Here is a 19271-nt window from a genome sequence, read left to right on the forward strand (position 1 = left end):
AGGAGAACTACACAAGGCTAGAAGCTATCGCTATATCGTGTGTTCTCAGAGCATCATTATCTGCGGGAATGACAGTAGTGGAGCCGCTTAGGGGGTCTTTTACTTAGAGGATCTACTCAACCTGCGCGAAGCCCCATATGCATCGTATGCAGATGTGATTCGCAGTCCGCTCTTTTCTCCAAGAATGGCGCATTCCGGTTGGGGAATGAGTGGTACGTGGAGCAATCCGTTCCCGCTTACGTACTACAGGAAGCCGAAGCTGCGGGGGAAGACGTCCATGCCTACCTGACGCGGCGAACAGCCGAGCTTCGTCCGGGAGAGTCAGGCCTCGTTGCGCTCGACTGGTGGAATGGTAACCGGTCTGTGCTGTTGGATGCCGATCTGACGGGTGTCATGCTCGGCATGTCGCTGCTAACGAAACCTTGGGAGGTTTACCGGGCTCTCTTTGAGGCAACGGCATTCGGCACGCGCAAAATCGTCGAAGCATTCCACTGAAACGGAATTGATGTCAGCGAGCTGTACGCCTGCGGAGGCCTCCCGCAGAAAAACGCGTTGCTCATGCAGATATACGCCGACGTGACGAACCGCGAGATCAAGGTCGCGGCTTCGAAGCAGATGCCCGCGCTTGGCGCGGCGATGTACGGCGCGGTCGCGGCAGGCTCGGAACGGGGCGGCTACGACATCGAAGCGGCGGGGCGGATGGCGAGCGTGCGATAAGAGACGTACATGCCGATTTCGGCGAATATCGAGGCATACGACAACTGTACGTGGAGTACAACGCGCTGCATCATTATTTCGGCAGGGAGTAAACGATGTGATGAAGCGGTTGAAAGCAATCAAGGATCATGCGTTGCGCTCTAACTAGAAATATGAAGAAAAGTCCCGCTTTGGCGGGACTTTTTAATTAAACAAGATTTTTAATTGATAGCGTGCAAGGAGAATTTTTTGTTTCGAAGATATGTAGAATACGTCACATCCTAGCTATCACTGTTCGCGCATATTCCGACGGAGACATACCCGCGAATGACTTGAAATGTCTCGAGAAGGTATGAACGCTGCTGTAATGGAGAAGAGCGGCAATTTCGGTGAAATTATGCCGCTGCTCGCGGATCATTTTTTTGGCTTGCTCGATTTTTAGCTTGCGATAATACTTCATGATTCCTTCTCCGGTTTGCGCTTTGAAGATCGTGAGAGCATGGCTCTTGCTTAAGTTAAAGGTTTTGTACACTTGTTCAAGCCGGATCTCACCGTATAGATTCTGCTCCATATAGTCGCGCATCCGGTTCACCAGCTCGGCTTCGCTTCGCTGCTTGGTCGGTGCGGACAGCCGTTGCTCGCGCTTGGTTAGATCATTTGTCTCCCTTAAGCGGATGAGAAACAACTCCAGGTAGAGCTTAATCAAATGTTCCGAACCGATAGGTGCATCGCCGCGTCTCGTGAGCGTATGATTCCGCGGATCGTCGAAGGGAGGATGGAAGGCGGCGAAGCCGTTCTTCATCAATTGCGCCAGCATCTCGCGCTGAGGGTTATTTAATGTGAATATTTTATTTTCAAAGAAGGCCATTTCCTTCGAGTGGCATACAAACGAAATAATGATGACGTTTGGCGCGATTCTCCTATTGGCCCACACGCCATGAAACTCGTTCGGTTTATGGAAGATGACATCACCCTGATGCAGGCAATAACCTTCCGTATCCGCAAACACTTCGATTTCCCCCTTGTCCACATACACAAACTCCCAGAAGTCATGCTTCTCCCCTTCGAATGCGAAATCCTTGGAAAATTCGAAATAATGAAGAGATATAATGTCCTTCACTGCAAAAGTCTCTTGAAGTCTTGTTCGAACGAACGGATCATCTGCCATTGGATTTGCAACCTCCGTTATTGCTCAATCTATCTACTATTATATCATGCTGAAGTGTGGACTTATTGCAACTTTTAATGGACTTTTTGCTAAAGAACAATACGATCGCAGGGAGTAAACTGGAGAGGAATAGGCAGGTGCTAGGCGAAACTTGAAACGGAAAATGGGGGATAGATATGAACGTCTTGGCGGTAGGCTGCCATCCGGATGATCTGGAGATCGGCTGTGGAGGGACATTAGCGAAGTTGTCGTCTTTAGGTCACAAGGTAACAATGGTTCATGTGGCCAATGGGGATAAGGGACATAAAATCATTCCGCCGGAAGAGCTCATTCAGATTAGGCGGCTGGAAGCTAGAAAGGCAGGCTCCTTGATTGGAGCCGAGGTGGTTAGCTTGAATACGCCTGATCTGTTGGTCAAGTCGGACCGGGACGAGCTGATTTCGAAATTAGTTAAAGTGATTCGAGAGGTGAGGCCGGATTATATCATTACACATCCGCCTGAGGACTATATGAAGGATCACACAGAAGTTTCCAAAGCGGTGTTCGATGCCAGCTTCTCAGCTACGATACCCCATTATAACCTTGATGAGGGAATAGATACTCATGACAAAGTAGCTCCGATCTATTACATGGACACATTGGCTGGCGTGGGATTCCATCCGACTGAATATGTGGACATCTCCGATTATATCGACGTGAAGATTGACATGAATAACAGCCATCAGAGCCAGATCAAGTGGCTATATGAACATGACGGAATCGACTTTCTGGATTTCGTGCGCACGGTATCCAAGTTTCGCGGGCTGCAGTGTGGCAAGGCTTATGCAGAAGGCTTCACGCAGTGTCAAGCATGGCCTAGATTGACTACAGCAAGACTGCTTCCCTAGCAGAATCGATCCATCCGAATGGATATATATATAATCAATTAATCTAAGAGGAGAGTGAAGGTACATGAATTTTGCGCTTACGGTTAAAGGGTCTATGTTGGAAGGTTTCTACCCTGCGGGATGGAATATGGAGAAAATCGACCGTTGCTGCGCAAATTCGCCGGAATCGATCAGGGAGCGCCAGCCCTTCTGGAATAAGCAATTCCAGCCAATTCCTTGCGAAGAGGTAGCCGAGTTTGATGTGAAAATGGGGCATGAGATCTCTTGGCAAATCCGCAAGAGCAAAGAAGAAGGGCGGAAGGTCGCTTTTATATTTCCGGCGGGTCCGATGGGCATGTACAAATGGGCGGTCTATTTCCTGAAGGAATGGGGAGTGGATTGCAAGCACGTATATGGCTTTAATATGGACGAGTGGAGCGATGGAGAAGGCTGGACGCTGCCGTCCGACAACCCAGGCTCCTTCCAATATGCGATGGAGCATGCCTTTTACGGGCCATTGGGAGAATACTCGGTGCCCGTAGAACAACGACATTTTGCTACCGCCAGGACGCTCCCGGCTTATTCGGAGAAAATCGCGGCCTTGAAAGCGGAGGGAGCGGAGCTTATCACCGTATTTGGAATTGGGCGCATGATGCATATTGCATTCTGGGAGCCGCACTTTGGCGGAGAATACGCAAGCGATGAGGAATGGAGCAAAGAAACGCATCGGATCGGCGCACAGCTCCATCCGCTTACGATCGAACAAAATGCGATAACCAGCTTTAAGAGTCGGACACCGCTCGTTTCTTGCCGTGCCAACACGATAGGACCGGGCTTGTTCCTGCAATCCGATTACATCATTGGCGGTTGCGACGGAGCGCTCGGGAGAGGCATGCAGTGGCAAGGTCTCTCTCTGTGGACGACATTGCGGCACGGTCCGGATCGGTGGCTCCCCTCGACGTTTATGCCGACCATGCCGGGCAAGCTGTTTTTCCTGAAAGAGCTAGCGGGTCCGCTCGGGGCAGAATTGAACTAAAACAATACCAATTTCCGGGAGTGAATGGATATGACGGTCAAATCACGGATGAATAGGATGTTTAGCGAGGAAGGCAAATGCTTCGATGTTGCAATCGATCATGGTTTTTTTAATGAATATTCCTTTCTTGCTTCTATTGAAAATATGAAGGAGGCGGTAGAAACCGTTGTCGAGGCCAATCCCGACTGTATCCAGCTTAGCTTGGGTCAGGCCAGACACTTGCAGGCCATCCCGGGCAAACGCAAACCCGCATTGGTACTTCGTACCGATGCGGCTAATATTTATGGAGCAAAGCTGCCGGACTACCTGTTTAGCGAAATCATCGAACATGCCGTCGAACATGCCTTGCGTCTTGACGCCGTGGCCGTGTGCGTCAATTTATTGCTGTTGCCCGGGCAACCGGAGCTGCATTATCAGTGCGTGAAGAATGTCATGCAGTTAAAAAGTGAATGCGAGCGTTATGGCATGGTATTGATGGTAGAGCCTCTGGTAATGCTGCCGAATGAAGCCAAAGGCGGGTATATGGTGGATGGCGACCTTGCTAAAATTATGCCGCTCGTTCGGCAAGCCGTTGAGCTTGGCGCCGATGTGATCAAAGCGGATCCCTGCGATGATGTAGAGGACTATCACCGCGTAATTGAAGTTGCTTCGGGAATCCCCGTGCTTGTACGCGGCGGAGGACGGGCAACGGACAAAGAAATTGTCATTCGAACCGTCAAGCTGATGGAACAAGGAGCGGCAGGCATTGTTTATGGTCGCAACGTCATCCAACATCCTGCTCCCGATTTAATGACGAAGGCGCTTATGGGAATCGTGCATCAAGGCGACAGCGCGGAGAAGGCGCTCGCGCTTCTGAACGGGGGGCGTGTTTCAAATGCCTAACTTAACTATTCGTTTCGGTGTCATCGGCTGCGGTTTGATGGGAAAGGAATTTGCAAGCGCCGCCGCAAGGTGGTGTCATCTAACGGACGTCAATTTCACCCCTGTCATTACGGCTGTCTGCGATGCTAATCCAGCGGCGACCGCTTGGTTCGAGCAAGCCGTGCCAACGGTCGAACAATCGTATAGCGATTATAAGGAGCTGCTGGCCGATCCCAATGTGGATGCCGTTTATTGCGCAGTACCGCATAATCTGCATGCACGAATATATGCGGATATCATTCGAGCCGGCAAACATCTATTGGGAGAGAAACCGTTCGGTATCGATCAAGATGCGAATGGCGAGATTCTACGTGCCATTGCCGACAATCCGGATGTCGTCGTACGCTGCTCGTCGGAGTTCCCGTTCTTCCCGGGAGCCATGCAGCTGTCGAAGTGGGTGAAAGAAAATCGGTTCGGGAAAATCATAGAGGTTGAAGCGGGTTTCTGGCATTCCAGCGATCTAGATCCGATGAAGACGATTAATTGGAAGCGAAGAATCGAAACGAACGGAGAATACGGCTGCATGGGCGATCTCGGCATGCACGTGCTGCATCTGCCGATGCGATTCGGCTGGAAACCCCACAATGTGAGGTCGTTGTTAACCAAAGTCGTTGAAGAGCGTCCGGATGGCAATGGTGGGACGGCGCCTTGCGAGACATGGGACAATGCCATTCTAGCATGTGAAGTGAAGAGCGGGGAACAGGTATTTCCGATGCTGCTGTCCACTAAGAGAATAGCTCCGGGACATGCAAACACCTGGTTTATACGGATTCAAGGGACGGCCTGCTCAGCTGAATTCTCGACCAAAAACCCCAAGCAACTCGCATGGCTCCCGTACGAATCTGGCGGAAGACAGGCTTGGCATGTTACGGATGTTCCTTATCAATCGGCATATGGCACGATAACCGGAGGCATCTTCGAATTCGGATTCTCGGACTCCATTCTGCAAATGTGGGCCGCCTTCTGCGACGAGATCGCGAACAGTGCAGAGGGGATGCTGCAGCCATTCCGATGCGCTACGCCGGATGAGGCTGAGGGCAGTCATCGCGTATTCACTGCGGCGTTGGAATCGAATATGTCCGGGCAAACGATTCCGATCTATTGGGGGGAGTAAATTGTCGAGTGCGACGGTATCGTTACCCGTTATTGTCGGCGGTCACATTTGTCTGGATATTATCCCCTCCATACCGAACGGAGGATTCAGCATGGTTCCGGGGAAGCTGCTGAACATCGGTAAAGCCGTTCTGTCAACAGGAGGAGCTGTGGCTAATACGGGCCTTGCGCTGCAGCGGCTTGGCATGCCCGTGAAGCTGATGGGCAAAATCGGCAATGACATTTTTGGCAATGCGATCCTATCTATGCTACGTGAAGTAGAATATTCACTTGCTGACGGTATGATTATCGCAAATGGAGAGTCCACTTCGTATTCAATCGTCCTTAGTCCGCCCCATGTCGATCGCATGTTTCTTCATAGTACGGGCGCGAATGATACGTTCGAAGCAAGTGATATTCCGATAGAAGCGCTGGAAGAAGCGAGTTTGTTTCACTTTGGGTATCCTCCGCTTATGCGGCGAATGTGCGAGAATGGCGGAGCCGAAATCATTCAACTGATGAAACGGGCTAAAGAGGCTGGAGTAACGACTTCGTTGGATATGGCGAAGCCTGACCCCGAGGGAGATACGGGAAAACTAGATTGGCGGCCAATATTAAGCAAGCTGCTTCCTTTTGTGGATTTGTTTCTTCCGAGCATCGAGGAAATCTTGTATATGCTCAGAAGAGATCAATACGAGGAGTTGAAGAGGAAGCGTGGCAGTGAGCAGCTCGTCGACCATATTGACGCGGATATGCTCCAGGATCTATCATCCGAACTGCTTGCGATGGGAGCTGCTGTGGTCGTGTTGAAGCTTGGCGAGCACGGATTATATATGAGATCTACTGCACAAGAATCCAGATTAAACGGTGCTGGGCGATATTGCCCTCTCCATGTTGGCGAATGGCTCGACCGTGAACTGTACATTCCGTGCTTTCAAGTAGAGGTGGCTGGCACAACGGGAGCTGGAGACTGTACCATCGCCGGATTTCTTGCCGCATTCATCCAGGGGCTGAAGCCCGAAGAAACCTTGATCGCAGCTGCAGGTACTGGCGCATGTAATGTTGAACAGCCTGATGCTACCAGTGGAATTCCAACATGGGGGCAGGTGCAGTCGCGGATAGCATTTGATTGGAAACAGCACAAGCCTATAATTCAACTCCCCGGATTCCATGAATATCCATATAATCAAATTACTTTATATGCGAGGATATGATTATATTTGTTGAAATGACCTGCCAATGGCGGGTCATTTCCTTGTAAAAAGCCGTTCTGGCTCAGCTGCATGCGACAGGAGGGGATAGCGAAGGTTAGCCCGGATAGCCCTCCTGCAAGCAATTTTCGTATTCAGGATCATGAACTCGGACATGGCAGTACAAAGGTGAAGGTTGCTCGAAACGTAGCGGCTATCCAGCTCTGCTCTTGAAGCAACTGGAGCAGGAGGAACGACTGGCAAAAGCCGAGGAGCAGGAGATCCTTGCACAGTATGTTGGCTGGGGAGGACTGTCGCAAGCCTTTGATGATGGTAATTCCCAATAAAGCAACGAATATGCCCAGCTAAAGGAGATACTGGAGCCAGAAGAATATGAGAGTGCGCGTGCCTCCACGATAAACGCGCATTACACCTCTTCAACCGTCATCAAAGCCATGTACAACTGTCAGGAAAAGATGGGCTTTCGTAGCGGCAATATATTGGAGTCAGCCTGTGGATCAGGCAACTTTTTTGGTCTTGTGCCGGATTCCTTTCAGGATTCACGGCTATTTGGCGTGGAATTGGACAGTAATACCGGCAGGTTGGCCAAGCAGCTTTATCCCGGCGCATCCATTACATGTGGAGAGCGTGGCGGTGCTTACTTGGAGGGTGAAAGATGAACTCCCGGCTGCTCAAATCCATTCAAATGACTAGGGATAGCTTTGATGCCCCCCTTTTATTGTTATCGACCTCCCCTTTCGGAGAGGTTTTTAATTGACTACATAGATTTATAATGGAGTGATACAGGAGTTTTGAAACTAAATTTATCAAATTTTTGGAACAGGTACGTTAAAGTAACATGATCAAACGTTGTATCTCTTTAATAACGGTATTATTTATTCTAGCAGGAGCGATACCTGCAGTGGCCTCTCTAGACAGCGGAGATGTAGCGGTGCGATGGACGAGCAGTAAGTCGAACACATCGTCTCATCTATTTAGTGTCACATACGGAAATGGAACATATGTGGCTGTGGGGGAGAATGGAACGATATTGACTTCCAATGACGGTGGGGACAACTGGACGAACCGCGCGTCGAACACCGGGAAAATGCTTCGAAGCGTCGCCTACGGTAACGGCACGTATGTGGCAGTGGGAGATGATGGAACGATATTGAGTTCCGGTGACGGGGCGAGTTGGACAACCACACGTCGGGCAACGAGCCTACACTTTACAGTGTCGCCTACGGCAACGGGCGGTTTGTGGCAGTAGGTGATGAAGGGGTGGTCGTAACCTCTAACAACGGAACCAACTGGCCGGCAGGCGAGTATCCCGGAATTATTCATTTGAGTGGCGTCACCTACGGAGACGACAAATTCATGGCGGTAGGAACGTACGCTGGAAAAAGCATGACCTCCAGTGACGTGGTCGTCTGGCAGAGCTATTATGGCATTATTCCTAACAGGTATGGCGTTGCTTACGGGAACGGCACATTTGTAGCTGTGGGGGTGATGATGCCGGAGTAGGAATGATCGCAATCTCAGGTGATGGAGCCAGTTGGACGAACCACGTGGTTGACGAACTGCATCATTATAGCGGCGCCAGCTATGGCAACGGTACGTATGTGGCTGTTGGGATTGGAGGGAAGATTGTGACCTCCAGTGACGGAGCGAGCTGGGCAAGCCGTTCCTCGGGCACCGCGAATCACCTTTATGGTGTCGCATATGGCGATGGAACCTATGTGGCGCTGGGGACAAATGGAACGATTTTGCAATCAGGCAGCCTGACACCGAAGACCTACACCTTAACGTATAAAGGCAACGGCAGCACGGGAGGAACCGAGCCGACGGATAGCCATTCGTACGCGCAGGGTGAAACGGTAACGGTCTTAGGAAACACGGGGAGTTTGGCGAAAACGGGCAACACGTTCGCGGGCTGGAACACGGCAGCCAATGGATCCGGGACAGGTTACGCGACAGGAGCGACGTTCAGCATGGGAGCAGCAAACGTGACGCTGTACGCACAGTGGACAGCGATCCCAAGCGGCGGCAATACCGGCGGTGGCGGCGGTGGCAATAGCGGCAGCGGGTGCCGTCGTCACACCCCAAGATGACGGCAAAGTCCTCTCGCAGAACGGTCAACTATGGCTTCCCGCAGGCAGATCGGGCGAAGTTCGTATGGGCGATGGCCAAGATCGATATTCCTGCAAACGCAACAGTAACAAAATTGAAATTATCCATCGAAACGGTGTTGGACACTCAAAACCTGCTTGCGAATAAAGAGATTCTAGCAAGATGAAATTTTGAAAAACTTCTCGGAGAACTTCAGCAAGCCGGTAACGCTGACCCTCGCTATCGATCCTGCAAGTATTAAGGATCATCAAAGGACAGCTATTTTCTACTATGACGAAGCGAAGAAAGAATGGCTGGAAGTTGGAGGCATCATAAGCGGCAATCAGATATCCGCAGAGGTAGATCACTTTACGAAATATGCGGTGCTGGCTGTTGACCAGCCTTTCAACGAGAATGTTAATTTAAGTGACATTTCAGGACACTGAGCGGAGTCGAACATCATTCAGGCGTTAAGCAACGGAATCGTAAAGGGTTACCCGGATGAGACGTTTAAACCGGAGCACATCGCACAACTATTTGCCAGAATGGCGAATATTAGAAAAGATACTACCGTGCTTGATAACGCTGCAGGTACAGGCGGTTTCTTAGTGGCTTCAATGGGCGAAATGATGAATGATGCTGGTGATGATGAAACAAAACTTAATGCAATACGTGAAAATCAAATTTATGGAATCGAATACGAAACTAGTAATGTTGCATTGTTGGTTTCAAATATGATTATCCATTCCGATGGTCGAAGTAACATAATTTGGGGTGATACATTTGAGGTAGTTCCTACTAAACTAAAGGGTAAGAATTTAATTGACGTTGGACTTCTTAATCCCCCATTCAAGATGGATAAAGACGATATTTTTGAATTTGAATTCATTTTTTCTAATTTAGATGCTGTAAAAGAGAGGGGAACAGTAATTGCGTTAGTTCCTGCAAGTGTTGTGACAGATACCACAGGTGCAAATTACGAATACAAGAAACGATTACTAAAAAATCATACACTCGAAGCTGTTGTTTCCTTACCAGAGGAATTGTTTGCAAATAGCAATACAGCAGTGGTAACTGTCGGTATTGTAATCACCGCTCATGTTCCTCATCCTAAGAATAAAGAAACATGGTTCGGATATTGGAGAAATGACGGCTTTGTAAAAACAAAAAAATATGGACGTGCGGATGTAAATAATCAATGGGGCGGGGAAAATAGACTAGAGGAACAATGGTTGTCAGCATTCATGAATAGGAAAGAAATATCACAGTTTAGCGTAAATAGGAAAGTTACTCCTGAAGAAGAATGGATAGCAGAGGCATATTTAGAAACCGATTATAGTTTGTTAGGTATGAAAGCATTTGAGCAAACAGTTCGTGAATATCAGGCTTTCAAATTGGAGAAACGCTTATGAAATTAGTGAAAGTAAATTTGAAACTCATGGCTGTACTCCGACAGTGATCGTTATTAAAGTAGCACAGGTAAATGGGGACGAATTATGGGGATGGATTGGGGACGAACTTCGTCCCCAATCCATCCTACGCCGTCCGAATAGATCAGAAAGCAAACGGCAAAAAACCAGTCAAGATAAGGCTTCAGCGGATTTAGTCCGGCTGCAGCGGACAACCATTCCATCGCTGCCATCGATGAGACCATGAATTTGCTGTTGATGTAAAATTGATGTAAAACATCAACCAAAACGATCGGAATGAAGCCTTCCCTAACAGAAGCTCATTAATAAAAAGCCCGTCAATTCAAGGATTCTGCGGATAGTAACAGATTACATCCCAAGACAATATGTTCCCTTGGACGGTGCATGTTGAAGCAGTAGTTTTACTACATCGTATAAACAATTGATCGGAAAAGTCTGATTCATATTTACTAAACAATAGACATTGAACAAGCTCATGCGAAATTTGCATGAGCTGGTTTTGTGTTTAGAGGAACGGCAGACAATATAAGAACTAAACCATTCATTTTCTGGAATAGTTGCTTCTTACTGCTCTTATTAATGCAATGGGAAGTAATGTAATAGAAAAGATGGCTGTGAATATGTTGAATTGTGTGTTTTTATAAGGGACGAACCATTCCATAAACAGCTTCGAATGAGATATGGAGTTATAGATCCGGTTAAATAATGCCCCTTCTTGCAAGTTTGGCGCCCATGAAAAACGATCACATATGATAAAGAATAATTGTAAAAAAAGAAATAGTCCCAAAGGAAACATCCAACTTCTTTTTAGATTAGATGGACCTTTGTTTGGTGTAACTTTCATTTGACCAGTTCTCCTTATTATTTCATTACTTGTTATATACTTGTGCGGCCTCCTATAAGTCCTTTCTAGTAAACAGATGTACAGTTAAGTAATAGGAAGCAATGAATAACAGTAAGACAGCAATTGGGATAAAAAATAGCGTTTGGCCATTGCTAAAGCCTTGGTTGTTTATCATATTCATAAACATAGCTGTAGGCTGCGCCAGAGCAATTAGGATAATCATAAATACGAAATTTATAATACCGGTTCCTTTTTTACTAAGTGTGTAAAAGAGCGGCATATAGATGGAAGTTAGAACAAGCACTATTCCTAATGGAACTAGCATGTCTATGACCGAATAATCCGGCTTGTTTAGCTGAGGGAATGCTATTTTAACGAGAGAGTGAATCCCATAAGAAGCAAGGACTCCAAAAAGTGTGTAAATGATGGCTGTTATGTATTTCGCTTTTACAATATGTTTACGGCTAATCGGCAGCGTGACCAGGAAATTATGGTGATTTTTTTTGATATCGATCATCATACCTAGACTAAGTGAAGCACAAGCTGTATAGATAGCCACAAGGTGAATTGATGATTCATGTTTTGGTATAAATGCAATACTGTATACAGCGAGAAAAAGTATAATAAGCCCTAGTGAGCTTTTTAAAGCGATGAAGTCTTTACGAAGCAAGTTAAGCATGAATTCGTCCTCCCTTAGCGGTGTAATAGATGATGTCTTCTAAGGATGGTTTATCGAAAACAACATAATTGCCAAACAACTGTAAGGCATCTTGCCTATTGTTTACTAAGCCCTCAAACCCAACATCAGTCTCACGAATCCCGATAAAATTGCTTCGTATATCCGAATCAAGCAGTTGCAAGTCACCTTTGACGATTGCATACCTCTCGAATACTTCATCTTTTGATTCATTAAATACGAGCTTTCCACGATTGATGAAAGTAATGTAGTCAGCAATGCGATCTAAATCTGTTGTAATATGGGTCGAAAATATAATGGTATTTCTCTCGTCCTGCATCATATCCCCAAGTAGATCAAGCAATTCTCTTCTAAACACAGGATCAAGTCCAGAGGTTGGCTCATCCATTATTAAGAGCTCAGCTTCATGCGATAAGGCAACTGCAAGGGAAAACTTGATTTTCATCCCCTTTGATAACTCATCAATTTTCTTCTTAGGAGACAACTCAAATTGTTCAAGTAAGCCGTTAAACTTAGTATTGCTCCACTTTTTGTAGAAAGGTGCGATCATCTCCTTCATATCACGAATCGTAAGATGTTCATAATAGAAGCAGTCATCCGACACGATGCCGATGCGCTGCTTAATATCAACTTCGTGTTCAGGCATAGAGCAGCCTAATATTTTTACACTACCGGAGTCTGGACGGATCATGCCGAGCATCATTTTAATCAAAGTGCTTTTACCGACACCATTCGGACCAATCAGTCCGGTTATGTAGCCCTTTTTTACATCTAAAGATACATTATCAACTGTAAATTGATTGTATGTTTTCGTAAGATTACGTAATTCTATTGCATTCATGGGGTCTGTTCCTCCTCGAAAAAGAGAGTGAAATGATTGATTAGATCTTGTTGACTCATGTTTAGTTCCTTGCTTTCTCGAATGATTTCTATCATTTTCTCTTCTAATAGTTTCATACGCTGCTCCCGAATAAAGTCTTTATTTGCTCCCGATACGAAACAGCCCTTACCTACAACTGAGTCGATTAACTTCTCTTTCTCTAACTCTTCATAAACACGCTTAGTTGTAATTACACTAACTTGCAAATCCTTGGCAAGCTGCCTAATGGAGGGTAGGAGTTCACCTGCACGTATTTCATTGCTCAAGATGCTCTGCCTAATCTGGTTCATTATTTGGATGTAAATCGGATCGTTTGATGCGTTGGATATAATAATTTTCATGTTTCATTACCTCGTTCTCGCTGATAGAGTATCTACCGTATATATATAATATATACACTATTATCTTTTGCGTCAATATTTTAATTTATTGTGATTATTGGGTAGTGGAACAAGAGTTCATGCAGGAGATGATTCCACGCTTATATTAGCTTTTTTCTGTGGCTTCAAAGTGAAATGCATGTGTTGGATGCAGAGGAATATAGCTAAGGGAAACATGAAAGTACCTATTGAATCGATATCATTTCATTGTAAAAAATGCTTTTAATCAAATATTCCCTACCCTCCATTGATTTGAAATGCTTATAATGCAATTAGAAGATTTTGGACGTAAAGAGTATGTGTGTACATTAGAAGCAACAAGAAATGAAATCGAACGGAGCAAATAAAAAATGGAGAATAAAATTATAGATATTGGCGTCAACTTGATGCATCGATCGTATAATCAAGATCGTGAGCAGGTGGTTGAAAGGGCGGCAGCAAATGGGGTTTCTCCACTTGTTATCACGGGAACAAGCTTGAGGAACAGCATGGAAGCTGCACGCTATGCAAGTCGTTTACCCGGGAAGCTGTACTCTACTGCGGGTGTTCATCCTCACGATGCGAAGAGTTGTACAGATGAGACGATGAAGCAGCTCAAACAACTGGCGGCACAGCCACAGGTGGTGGCCATCGGAGAATGCGGACTAGACTATAACCGAGATTTCTCACCGCGTGATGTGCAACGCAAATGGTTTGCCGAGCAAATTGATTTAGCGCTTGAGCAGGATATGCCGCTGTTTCTGCATGAGCGGGAAGCATTTTCGGATTTTATAGCCACTCTTAAGGAACAATCGGTTCGGAAAGCGGTCGTCCATTGCTTTACGGGGACTTTGCCAGAGCTTAAGGCTTATCTCGAAATGGGATTCCATATTGGGATCACAGGCTGGATTTGCGATGAGCGAAGAGGCAAACACCTGAAAGAGCTTGTAAGAATGATTCCGCTAGACCGGCTTATGATTGAGACGGATGGGCCATTTTTAACGCCACGGGATTTGAAAGGGAAGCCGCAGGATGGACGGAATGAGCCGGCTTTCTTACCACACATTTTGCAAACTGTATCACGGTGTATAGGAAAACCAGTAGAAGAGGTAGCTGAGGCTACGAGAAAAACGTCTGAGGAATTTTTTGGTTTATAAGAGTTAAGAGATAAGAGGCGCCAGACCAACTTTGATATAGAACTTTTTTTCACTGTCTGTCATAAAAGAAAATCAACGGCCTGGTATATGGATAAGGACAATATGATTTATTTTGATATGATGGTTAGTGGAGATGAATTAAGAGAACAACAAAACATGAACAGTGACATAAATTGAGTTATTCTATTTCATATACAAATCTTAAAATAAAATTGAATCTCTAAATACAGATGATAAAGTATATAAGGATCCAAATAAGCTTTGCTAATAGAAATGACATATAAAACATAGTTTTATCCCAACCGCGTTTAACGCGGTTTTTTTTATTTTCAGAACACTACTCAATTATGGAGCAAGCCTTAACAGAAACTTAATTGTTTTCTGAATATCGTAGATGGAATTAAGGTTAAGTTTAATAGCATGTAAGACTGGAATGCTAGAATGACGGTAAGAAAGGAGACTCAGTACAAGCTAGAATTGAATCATAAAAATTCGTAATCGTACAAAATGAGAGAAAAAGGGATGTGGATGATATGAAAAAGAGAGTTATATGGACGCTTGCAACGGCCTTAGTTCTGACCCCGCTTATTCCTACAAACGCAATGGCTTCCAGCGCCGTAGCTTCGGTTTCTTCTAAGACGCTAGAGAAGATTGCTTCTGAGAAAGCGGCACTTTTAACTGAACAATATGGAATACCTAGCGTGCAGTATGCCTTGATCGATAATGGAGTGATCAAAGTATCGGGACAATCAGGAGTTAACGACATAGAAGGAAAAATCCCTTTAACGAAGGAAACCATCTATGGTATTGGCTCTACGAGCAAAATGTTTACCGCGTCAGCAGTCATGAAATTAGTGGATGAAGGTAAGATCAATCTCGATACCCCCGTCGTACAATATATTACGGATTTTAAGATGGAAGATGAACGCTATAAAAAGATTACTCCACGCATGTTGTTGAATCACTCATCTGGTTTGCAGGGTTCGAGTTTAAACAGTGCATTTTTATTTAATGATCCAGATACATACGTACACGATTCGCTGCTAAAGAACTTGTCTACACAGAAATTAAAGGCAGAACCGGGAGCTTTTTCAGTGTATTGTAATGATGGATTCACGCTCGCAGAAATTCTTGTAGAAAGAGTTAGTAAAAAGACATTTACTGCATTCATTCATGAAAATTTTGCTGTACCTTTGGGTATGAACCATACCATGACACCACAAGACATGGTAGAGACGAGCAAATTCGCCGGCCTTTACTCTCCTGCCTATGAGGGCCAGCTTCCAACGGAGACGACCAATGCGATTGGTACAGGCGGAGTCTACTCTACTGCGGAGGATTTGGTTCGATTCTCGCAAATCTTTACTGGGAAGAGAGCGGACGTACTCTCCATCAATTCAGCACAGGCCATGGAGCAAGAAGAGTATAGGAAGGGATTATGGCCCAAAGAAGCGGATAACTCGATGGACTACGGACTTGGTTGGGATAGCGTACGCTTATTCCCTTTCAATGATTATGGTATAAAAGCCCTCGTCAAAGGAGGAGACACACAGATGTATCATTCCTCCTTCATCGTACTTCCCGAGCAGAACATGGCTGCAGCAGTCATTACCTCAGGCGGTAGCTCCTCAATAAATCAGCTGCTAGCGAGTGAATTGCTCCTTCGGGCGATGAAAGAGAAGGGCGCAATTAAAGAGATCAAGCCAGATAAATCATTTGGCAAGCCGGTTAAGACTGACATGCCAAAAGATCTTGTGAAGTACGCAGGTTATTACAGTACTCAAGGCGATCAGTGGAATGTAGCTATAAAAGACGGGGAACTGGCATTGTCAGGATTGGCCGCTCCAGATCAGAAATTTATATACACCAAGGATGGAGCTTTTGTCGACGAAGATGGAAGCACAAAGGTTAGTTTTGTAAAAGAAAGCAACGGACGGTCTTATTTGTGGATGAGCCAGTATGTTTCAGTACCTGAATTAGGCCAGCTTGCATTTTCTGAATACAAAGCGGAGAAATTGGAAGGTGCAGTGCTGGATAAAGAAACGGCAGATGCGTGGGCAAAAAGAGAAGGCAAATCCTACTATCCAGTCAACGAGAAATTCAGTTCCATCGCCAATATGAACATGATTAGGCCAACAATAAAGACAAGCCAAGGTTATTTCAATGATATAAAAATAACAGGTGCCAATACGGCTGAGAGCCAGCATCAGATTCCTGGAACAGCAGGCCGAGATACACTGAATATTCTTTTTTATGCTAAAGAGGGCGTAGAGTACCTTAATGCGGCTGCAACCGTGTATATGAGCGAGGATGGAGTGAAGCCGCTGTATAAAGGCAAATCGTCGATAACTACGATTCAAGCTGATGGTTATGCTAGATGGTTCAGCGTTCCAGAAACAGCTGCTGGTAAGAAAATGGTAGTCAAGATGCCAGCTAAAGGTGGTTTTATGGTATACGATGAAGCGGGAGCACTGGTGAATAATACGGTCATTAGCGGTAAAAATGAAGTTGTATTGCCTGCGAACGGATATATCGTATTTGCTGGAAATGCGGGATCTGCTTTCGGTATTACGCTAGTGAAATAGAGAGTTGATAAGTATAAACTAGACTCATATACAGATTTGGCCAGCTATTATAGCTGTTTTTTGTACAGCCTTCAACGGCTTCCAAATGATTGCAGGTACCATCACCAATAAGGCGCAGGGAGCAGAGCTCTTATGCGTCTTTTTTTGCGTACTGTTCATTCGACTGCGTTACTCCGAGTCATTCTCCGTATTTACAAAATAAGGATTATATATTATAATTCTCTTTATAGACTGACGGTCGGTCTATAGAACGGAGGAGTCTTCATGAGAACGCTCAAAGAGCCGGAAGAACGGAAAAATGAAATATTGGATACAGCGGAAGCTTTATTCCATACCAAGGGTTACGACAAGACGACGATCAACGATATTTTGAAAGAAATCGGAATTGCAAAAGGAACATTCTACTATTACTTCAAATCGAAAGAAGAAGTGATGGATGCAATCGTCGTCAGAATTGTGGATAGCGGGGTGCTGGCAGCCAAAGAAATCTCCGCAAATGCTAGTCTTACCGTCCACGAAAAGTTTCTGTACATCATGCTCGCGCAAAAGCCGGCCTCAAACAGCTCAAAAAGCCAGCTTATTGAAACGTTGCATGACGTCAATAATGCCCAAATGCATCAAAAAAGTTTGTCAGAGACGGTGCGCAAGCTGACTCCTATTTTGCAGGAGGTTACAGAGCAAGGAATAAGAGAAAAGCTGTTTGCCACGCCATATCCGAAGGAAGCAATAGAGCTATTGCTTGTGTCTGCTATAACCTTATTTGATGAGGGCATATTCAACTGGCAGCCGCAGGAGATATTTCAAAAAATTCAAGGCTTCATTTATGCAATGGAAACGCTGCTTGGAGCAGAGAAAGGCAGCTTCGCTTACGTGGCAAGGCTGTTTGAGCAAGCAGACGCGGCAGACGGTAAGCCGAATGGCGAATAATGCTTTTCGAAAATTTATCATTCTATGGTTCGGGGAACTGGTCTCCAGTATCGGCAGCGGCTTAACCGCGTTCGGCTTAGGGGTTTACGTCTTCCAGACGACCCACTCCGCCACGGCAGTGTCACTCGTGACGCTGTGCACCTTTTTGCCGATGATCCTGTTAAGTCCAGTTGGCGGTGTATTGGCGGACCGATTTGATCGACGGCTGATGATGCTGCTCGGTGATGGCGGCTCGGCGCTTGGGCTTATTTACATTCTAATCGTCATGTTCTCAGGCGAGGCACAGCTTTGGCAGCTCTGTGTGGGGGTAACGATCAGCTCTATATTCGCATCGTTGACCGATCCGGCTTATAAAGCGACGATCACAGATTTGCTGCCCGAAGAGCAGTTTGCGAAAGCGAGCGGGCTGGTGCAGCTTGCCGGCTCCTCCAAATATTTATTTTCACCTGTCCTTGCGGGCATGCTGCTTGCTGTGGTGGATATCGAGGCACTTCTGATTATCGATATAAGCACAGTATTCATCACGATCATTACGATTTCCGCCGTTCGCCGATGCTTGGTTGCTAAGCCAGTCAGCAAGAAGAAGTTTAGCTTAGCAAAAGATTTGAAAGAGGGATGGCGTATCCTTGTCTCTCGAAAAGGGGTTTTTACTCTCACGCTGCTAATGACCGTGGTCACCTTTTATATGGGCATTTTGCAAACCTTATTTACGCCCATGGTGCTTCCGTTATCTAATGCCAAGACATTAGGGATCGTCCAATCGGTTAGTGCGACAGGGCTGCTGCTTGGCAGCTTGTTTATTGGCGTCTTCAACGTTAATCAGCGGTATACGCGCGTGCTGTCGGTCGGTCTTTTGGTCGCTGGTATTTTCTTCTCGCTTATTGGAGTATCATCGAATATTTACGTAATCGCAGCCGCAGGCTTTCTGTTTTTTGCAACCTTGCCCTTCGTTAATACAAGCGCGGATGTATTGATTCGAACAAATATACCAAACGAAGCACAAGGCAGAGCTTGGGGAATGATCGGAGTGGTCTCCCAATTCGGCTATGTCGCTGCGTATGCATCGGCGGGTCTTTTATCCGACCATATATTTAATCCTCTAATGGATGAAGGAGGGCTTCTAGCCTCCACGGTTGGAAAATGGATTGGCAGCGGCCAAGGGCGCGGTATCGGCTTGTTATTTATTATTTCTGGCATTTTGGTCATCGTTTTAGCACTTATTATGGCAAGGATGAAGTCGATTCGGGCGCTGGAGACAAAGTAAGGAAAGGAGGGGCTGACATGCTAGCGAAAATATTAAAAAAAGATTTTAAA

The 19271-nt window shown here is 45.9% G+C and carries 22 protein-coding genes and 1 pseudogene; 17 read left to right on the forward strand and 6 right to left on the reverse strand.

The genetic code is table 11. The annotated features are described in order from the left end of the window. Positions 1 to 198: 198 nt before the first annotated feature. Positions 199 to 865 (forward strand): annotated as a pseudogene (locus MHH56_RS04895) (FGGY-family carbohydrate kinase); the annotation flags it as partial. Positions 866 to 970: 105 nt separating this feature from the next. Here MHH56_RS04895 and MHH56_RS04900 read toward each other — a convergent pair. Next, positions 971 to 1864, reverse strand: a complete 894-nt coding sequence (locus tag MHH56_RS04900; protein ID WP_339206986.1) for an AraC family transcriptional regulator — start codon at positions 1862 to 1864, stop codon at positions 971 to 973. A gap of 176 nt (positions 1865 to 2040) precedes the next feature. Between MHH56_RS04900 and MHH56_RS04905 the strand changes: the two genes are divergently transcribed. The 12 genes from MHH56_RS04905 (at position 2041) to MHH56_RS04960 (ending at position 10490) form a co-directional block, all read left to right on the forward strand. Next, positions 2041 to 2751, forward strand: a complete 711-nt coding sequence (locus MHH56_RS04905) for a PIG-L deacetylase family protein (protein ID WP_339206987.1) — start codon at positions 2041 to 2043, stop codon at positions 2749 to 2751. A gap of 64 nt (positions 2752 to 2815) precedes the next feature. Next, entirely contained in the window at positions 2816 to 3766 is a 951-nt protein-coding gene (locus tag MHH56_RS04910) for a glucosamine-6-phosphate isomerase (protein WP_339206988.1), read from the forward strand. A 30-nt stretch (positions 3767 to 3796) separates the two neighbouring features. After that, complete coding sequence (locus MHH56_RS04915; protein WP_339206989.1) at positions 3797 to 4648, forward strand: aldolase; 852 nt, start codon at positions 3797 to 3799, stop codon at positions 4646 to 4648. Further along, positions 4641 to 5801: a Gfo/Idh/MocA family oxidoreductase gene (locus MHH56_RS04920; protein ID WP_339206991.1), complete on the forward strand. Its 1161-nt coding sequence runs from the start codon at positions 4641 to 4643 to the stop codon at positions 5799 to 5801. The genes MHH56_RS04915 and MHH56_RS04920 overlap by 8 nt, the downstream gene beginning before the upstream one ends. Further along, positions 5713 to 6993 carry a carbohydrate kinase family protein gene (locus MHH56_RS04925; protein ID WP_339206993.1) on the forward strand — a complete coding sequence of 427 codons (1281 nt, stop codon included), beginning with the start codon at positions 5713 to 5715 and terminating at the stop codon, positions 6991 to 6993. The genes MHH56_RS04920 and MHH56_RS04925 overlap by 89 nt, the downstream gene beginning before the upstream one ends. A gap of 476 nt (positions 6994 to 7469) precedes the next feature. Continuing rightward, complete coding sequence (locus MHH56_RS04930; protein WP_339206994.1) at positions 7470 to 7649, forward strand: hypothetical protein; 180 nt, start codon at positions 7470 to 7472, stop codon at positions 7647 to 7649. A 179-nt stretch (positions 7650 to 7828) separates the two neighbouring features. Further along, on the forward strand, positions 7829 to 8239 hold the full coding sequence (locus MHH56_RS04935) for a hypothetical protein (RefSeq protein WP_339206995.1): 411 nt from the start codon (positions 7829 to 7831) through the stop codon (positions 8237 to 8239). A gap of 11 nt (positions 8240 to 8250) precedes the next feature. Further along, a complete protein-coding gene (locus tag MHH56_RS04940) occupies positions 8251 to 8493 on the forward strand; it encodes a hypothetical protein (RefSeq protein WP_339206996.1) in 243 nt (80 codons plus the stop codon). Between the two features lie 2 nt (positions 8494 to 8495). Then, positions 8496 to 9080 (forward strand): InlB B-repeat-containing protein, encoded by a 585-nt coding sequence (locus tag MHH56_RS04945; protein ID WP_339206997.1) that lies wholly within the window; start codon positions 8496 to 8498, stop codon positions 9078 to 9080. Beyond that, positions 9077 to 9265: a hypothetical protein gene (locus MHH56_RS04950; protein ID WP_339206998.1), complete on the forward strand. Its 189-nt coding sequence runs from the start codon at positions 9077 to 9079 to the stop codon at positions 9263 to 9265. Before MHH56_RS04945 ends, MHH56_RS04950 begins: the two co-directional genes overlap by 4 nt. A 4-nt stretch (positions 9266 to 9269) precedes the next feature. Continuing rightward, on the forward strand, positions 9270 to 9524 hold the full coding sequence (locus MHH56_RS04955; protein WP_339207000.1) for a hypothetical protein: 255 nt from the start codon (positions 9270 to 9272) through the stop codon (positions 9522 to 9524). Between the two features lie 36 nt (positions 9525 to 9560). Beyond that, on the forward strand, positions 9561 to 10490 hold the full coding sequence (locus MHH56_RS04960) for an N-6 DNA methylase (protein ID WP_339209508.1): 930 nt from the start codon (positions 9561 to 9563) through the stop codon (positions 10488 to 10490). A 53-nt stretch (positions 10491 to 10543) separates the two neighbouring features. Here MHH56_RS04960 and MHH56_RS04965 read toward each other — a convergent pair whose 3' ends face one another. From MHH56_RS04965 to MHH56_RS04985, 5 genes are all read right to left on the reverse strand, one after another. Next, entirely contained in the window at positions 10544 to 10774 is a 231-nt protein-coding gene (locus tag MHH56_RS04965) for a hypothetical protein (protein WP_339207002.1), read from the reverse strand. A 275-nt stretch (positions 10775 to 11049) separates the two neighbouring features. After that, the gene (locus tag MHH56_RS04970; RefSeq protein ID WP_339207004.1) at positions 11050 to 11352 is read right to left on the reverse strand and encodes a YfzA family protein; all 303 of its coding nucleotides are present in this window, start codon (positions 11350 to 11352) and stop codon (positions 11050 to 11052) included. Between the two features lie 52 nt (positions 11353 to 11404). Next, positions 11405 to 12031: an ABC-2 transporter permease gene (locus MHH56_RS04975; RefSeq protein WP_339207005.1), complete on the reverse strand. Its 627-nt coding sequence runs from the start codon at positions 12029 to 12031 to the stop codon at positions 11405 to 11407. Next, positions 12024 to 12890, reverse strand: a complete 867-nt coding sequence (locus tag MHH56_RS04980) for an ABC transporter ATP-binding protein (protein ID WP_339207006.1) — start codon at positions 12888 to 12890, stop codon at positions 12024 to 12026. The genes MHH56_RS04975 and MHH56_RS04980 overlap by 8 nt, the downstream gene beginning before the upstream one ends. Next, positions 12887 to 13270 carry a GntR family transcriptional regulator gene (locus MHH56_RS04985; RefSeq protein ID WP_339207007.1) on the reverse strand — a complete coding sequence of 128 codons (384 nt, stop codon included), beginning with the start codon at positions 13268 to 13270 and terminating at the stop codon, positions 12887 to 12889. The genes MHH56_RS04980 and MHH56_RS04985 overlap by 4 nt, the downstream gene beginning before the upstream one ends. 389 nt (positions 13271 to 13659) lie before the next feature. Here MHH56_RS04985 and MHH56_RS04990 point away from each other — a divergent pair, with 389 nt between their 5' ends. The 4 genes from MHH56_RS04990 to MHH56_RS05005 all read left to right on the forward strand — a co-directional run bounded on the left by MHH56_RS04990 (position 13660) and on the right by MHH56_RS05005 (position 19221). Next, complete coding sequence (locus MHH56_RS04990) at positions 13660 to 14445, forward strand: TatD family hydrolase (protein WP_339207008.1); 786 nt, start codon at positions 13660 to 13662, stop codon at positions 14443 to 14445. A 533-nt stretch (positions 14446 to 14978) separates the two neighbouring features. Next, positions 14979 to 17030 carry a serine hydrolase domain-containing protein gene (locus MHH56_RS04995; RefSeq protein ID WP_339207009.1) on the forward strand — a complete coding sequence of 684 codons (2052 nt, stop codon included), beginning with the start codon at positions 14979 to 14981 and terminating at the stop codon, positions 17028 to 17030. 264 nt (positions 17031 to 17294) lie between these two features. After that, a complete protein-coding gene (locus tag MHH56_RS05000) occupies positions 17295 to 17957 on the forward strand; it encodes a TetR/AcrR family transcriptional regulator (protein WP_339207010.1) in 663 nt (220 codons plus the stop codon). Next, positions 17914 to 19221, forward strand: coding sequence for an MFS transporter (locus MHH56_RS05005; RefSeq protein ID WP_339207011.1), 1308 nt, complete (start codon positions 17914 to 17916; stop codon positions 19219 to 19221). Before MHH56_RS05000 ends, MHH56_RS05005 begins: the two co-directional genes overlap by 44 nt. Positions 19222 to 19271 lie beyond the last annotated feature (50 nt).

It is taken from the genome of Paenibacillus sp. FSL K6-3182 (genome assembly GCF_037976325.1).
In the GTDB taxonomy this organism is placed as follows: Bacteria; Bacillota; Bacilli; order Paenibacillales; family Paenibacillaceae; genus Pristimantibacillus.